We start from the raw sequence: 1,947 nt of genomic DNA on the forward strand, positions 1-1,947 counted from the left end.
GGACTTCCCCCACGTAGCACGAAGGAGACAGGCACCGTGTCTTTGCTCCGCACCCCCCACCCGCCCCTGCGGCGGACCGGCCTCACCGCGCTCTCCACCGTCCTGGTCCTCGCCGCGGGCCTGGGCGTCACCCAGGCCACCGCGGCACCGGCCGCCGACCCCGTGGCCCAGGTCTGGATCACCACTCCGGACGGCTCCCGGCAGCTCAGCCCCGACGGGAGCCTGCCGTTCGACCAGTCGCCGCAGCAGACCGACATCAGCGTCGACGCCGGACAGACCGCCCAGCGCTACACCGGCGCCGGAGCCTCCGTCACGGGCGCCTCGGCCCATCTGATCCAGCAGCTCCCGGCGGACCGAAGGGACGCGCTGCTCCGCTCGCTGTTCTCGTCGTCGGGCGACGGGATCGGGCTCAACTACCTGCGCCAGCCGCTGGGCAGCAGCGACTTCGACGCCGGAGGCGACCCGTACTCGTACGAGGACAGTCCCGGACAGTTCTCCCTCGCACGCGACCAGCAGGAGATCGTTCCGGTCCTCCGACAGGCCCTGGACGTCAACCCGTCCATCCGCTTCATGGGCACACCCTGGTCACCGCCGGCCTGGATGAAGACCGGCAACTCACTCAACGGCGGCGAGCTGAAGCCCGAGCACTACGGGGACTATGCCGACTACCTCGTGAAGGCGATCCAGGCCTACGGGCAGGAGGGCGTCGAGCTGACGGACCTGACCGTGCAGAACGAGCCGGAGAACCCGACGAGTTACCCGTCGATGCAGATGAGCGCGCAGCAGCAGGCCGACTTCATCACCGTGCTCGACCAGAAGCTCACCGAGGCGGGCCTTCCGACGAACATCCTCGCGTTCGACCACAACTGGGACCACCCGAACTACCCGCTCGACGTCTTCTCCCGTACCTCCGGCATCGACCGCGTCATCGGTGCGGCCTTCCACTGCTACGCGGGCAGTCCCGACGCCGAGAAGCAGGTCGCCGACACGGGCAAGCGGGTCTTCTTCACCGAGTGCTCGGGAACCGACAGCGACAACCCCGCGAACACCTTCGCCGACAGCCTCCGCTGGCAGGCCGAGAACCTCGTCGTGCAGAACATGCGCAACGGCGGCGAGACCGTCGTGACCTGGAACCTCGCGCTCGACCAGAACGGCGGCCCGCACCAGGGCCTGTGCGGCACCCGGTGCAACGGCGTCGTCGAGATCACCCCGGACGGCGTCGACCGCGGTCCCGAGTACTACTCGCTGGGCCACCTCAGCAAGTTCGTCCAGCCCGGCGCCACCCGGATCGGCTCCAGCAGCCAGCAGTCCGGCGGCGTCCAGGACGTGGCCCTCCAGAACCCGGACGGCACCCGCGTCGTCTACACGGTCAACACCTCGGGGAGCACACAGAGTTTCTCCGTCACGGACGAAGGCCGCTCGCTCGGGTACAGCCTGCCGGCGGGCGCGGTAGCCACGTTCGTCTGGAACCCCGACGCCTGACCGGCCCCCGCGGCATCTCCCGACGGGGTGCCGCTCCGTCCCCCTGACCGTCCCGGCGGCGTCCGCCGATGCCCCGGACGGTCAGGCCAGTCCCGCACCGATCGCGCGCCGCACCGCGTCCGCGCGATCGCGGATGTCCGCCTTCGCGAACAGGTTGTTGATGTGTGTCTTCACCGTGGCCTCGCTGATGAACAGCTTCTCGGCGATCGCGCGGTTGGGCAGGCCCTCACCGATCAGCGCGAGCACCTCGCGCTCACGCGGGGTGAGGTCCGCGGGCAGCGACTGCGCGGCGGCCGGAGCCGCGGTGCGGACCGAGGCCACGAGCCGGTCCTGCACCTCACGGTCGAGCACCGACTGCCCTGCGGCGGCCGCGCGGATCGCCCGCAGGATGTCCTGCCGCCCCGCGTTCTTCGTCAGGTAACCGCGGGCTCCCGCGCCCAGCGCGGCGAGGACCGACTCGTCGTC

The 1,947-nt window shown here is 70.6% G+C and carries 1 protein-coding gene and 1 pseudogene; one reads left to right on the forward strand and one right to left on the reverse strand.

Annotated features, from left to right (window positions below):
* Positions 1–102: 102 nt before the first annotated feature.
* Positions 103–1,470, forward strand: a pseudogene (locus tag GTW43_RS33950) (glycoside hydrolase family 30 beta sandwich domain-containing protein); the annotation flags it as partial.
* A 93-nt stretch (positions 1,471–1,563) separates the two neighbouring features.
* Here the strand turns inward: GTW43_RS33950 and GTW43_RS33955 are convergent.
* The coding region (locus GTW43_RS33955; RefSeq protein ID WP_161305816.1) for a response regulator transcription factor at positions 1,564–1,947 on the reverse strand (384 nt) is incomplete at its 5' end.

Source organism: Streptomyces sp. SID5785 (genome assembly GCF_009870065.1).
In the GTDB taxonomy this organism is placed as follows: domain Bacteria; phylum Actinomycetota; class Actinomycetes; order Streptomycetales; family Streptomycetaceae; genus Streptomyces.